General features: G+C 54.7%; 1 protein-coding gene. It reads left to right on the forward strand.

The window, feature by feature from the left end; genetic code table 11:
* Positions 1–24: 24 nt before the first annotated feature.
* Positions 25–1614: a putative bifunctional diguanylate cyclase/phosphodiesterase gene (locus DOU54_RS26990; RefSeq protein ID WP_113732191.1), complete on the forward strand. Its 1590-nt coding sequence runs from the start codon at positions 25–27 to the stop codon at positions 1612–1614.
* Positions 1615–2129 lie beyond the last annotated feature (515 nt).

The raw sequence follows: 2129 nt of genomic DNA on the forward strand, positions 1-2129 counted from the left end.
ATCAAGGCCGCGCAAAGAGGTTCCATGCCAAACTTCCGTCATAATCGCGCCAACGTCGAGATCTTTATCTGGATCGGTGCATTCGTTTTGCTCTACGGCCTTGCCTCGTATTTTAATGCCCATGAGGTTCTGGACCATTATTTCCGCGATCATGAGAGTTACAATCTCGATGAGGTGTTTACCGCTCTTAACATCGGTGGTTTCCTGGGACTGGCCTACTCTGTCCTCCGTATCAAGGATATGTCTCACGAAATCTCTCGCCGCATTCTCGCCGAGCGTGACGTCGACTGGATTGCTTTCCATGACCCACTGACAAAGCTGCCAAATCGCCGTCTTCTTGATGCTGTGGCCGCCCGGGAAGATTTCCTTTCCGGTGACCGCTATGGGGTGTTCAGCATCGATCTGGATGGGTTTAAAAAGGTCAACGATCTGCTTGGGCATGATAGCGGCGATGCTGCTCTCAAAATTACGTCCGAACGGCTGGCGGAGGTTTTCCCAGACGAGCATATCTATCGGCTAGGGGGTGACGAGTTTGTCGTGCTGGCGAAGCTTAGGGGGCAGGTCGATCTCAAAGCGCTGTCGGCCCGAATCGTACGTGCGATATCCAAGCCAATGACAATCAAAGGCGCGACGGTCGATCTTGGCGCAAGCGTTGGATATACCGTTGCAGGCATTAACGGCGTAACGCTCGCAGATGCAATCCATCAATCGGACTGCGCCATGTATGCTTCGAAAAAAATGGGCCGCAACAATGCCTCGGCCTTTACTCCGGCAATGCTTGATGAGCTCAACAATCGCATACAACTTGAGGCTCGTTTGCGCCAAGCCATGAGAGAGGGTGTAGTCGAGCCCTATTACCAGCCTTTTGTAGAACTCAGCACCCGGAAGCTGGCGGGGTTTGAAGCACTTGCCCGGTGGAAAACAGCTGATGGCACCTTTATTCCCCCGTCTGATTTCATCCCGATCGCCGAAGATGCCGGGCTCATTGTCGAGCTAACAGAACAATTGTTCAGGCGAGCCTGCAAGGATGCAATGTCCTGGCCGGCCGACACCATTTTGTCTTTCAATGTCTCACCGACGCAATTGTGCGATCGGCTGCTCGGGCTGCGACTGCTGAAAATCATGGGCGAAAGCGGCCTGCCGGTTCAGCGCCTGGAAATCGAGATCACGGAAAGTGCGCTGATCAAGGACGCAGTTGCGGCCAAGGAAGTTCTGGAGGATCTTACCAAGGCGGGTATCCGGATTGCTCTGGACGACTTTGGGACCGGCTATTCGAGCCTTTCGCAGCTGTCGAATTACCAGTTCCAGAAGATCAAGATTGACAGGAGTTTCGTTCAGACATTCGAGGCAAGCGAAAGGCAGGATAAGGTCGTCCGCGCCATGATCGCGCTTGGTCATGGTTTGGGCGTTGAGGTCACCGCCGAAGGAATCGAGGAGCAAAGCCAACTGCAATACCTTCAGCAGCTTGGCTGTGATCTCGGTCAGGGCTACCTTTTCGGCCGGCCACAGCCGATTGAAGATGCCATCAGGACGTCGTTGGCGGCTGCAGGGACTGGCGAGGATTTGATGTCAGACGATGAGGGACGCCTAAAGCGAGATGTTTTGGGCAGATGACCCTTATTTGGCGAGGCGGAGACGATTCCCGCTCCCGCGAGACAATAGAGAGCGGTGCGATTTCGACGGACCGCGTCCCAGAAGTTCACCGTGGGTTGGAGTGCCTTAGGACGATGGATCGGATCATTGACTGGTATCACCGCAGAAGGCCTGAAACACCTGTGATGCCAGCAGATCTGGTCGCGCTGCTTGCGGCGCTTCCCAACAATAGACCGATTTGCATCAGGGTCGGCATGACATATTTCGTGTTAACAGCGAGCACGGTCGCTATCGACGAGCAAGAGGGGTTGCTATTGGAGCCGCCAGTTCTAGGCGCGTAGGCGGAGTTCCAACGTTTCAATTCGGGCAAGCTATACACTCCATGCCGGTATAGGGTGGCGCCCAAGCGGTTGATCGTCAGGCGAAAACCTTATCGCCCGAGGACCTCTCCAGGTTTCATGACTGGCCAATTCTGTGCCTTCAACCTGGGACACCGGCGTCTGCCGCCATTGCCATGCAGTCGGTAAAAGCCGTTT

This window comes from Agrobacterium sp. MS2 (assembly GCF_003261015.1).
In the GTDB taxonomy this organism is placed as follows: Bacteria; Pseudomonadota; Alphaproteobacteria; order Rhizobiales; family Rhizobiaceae; genus Agrobacterium; species Agrobacterium pusense.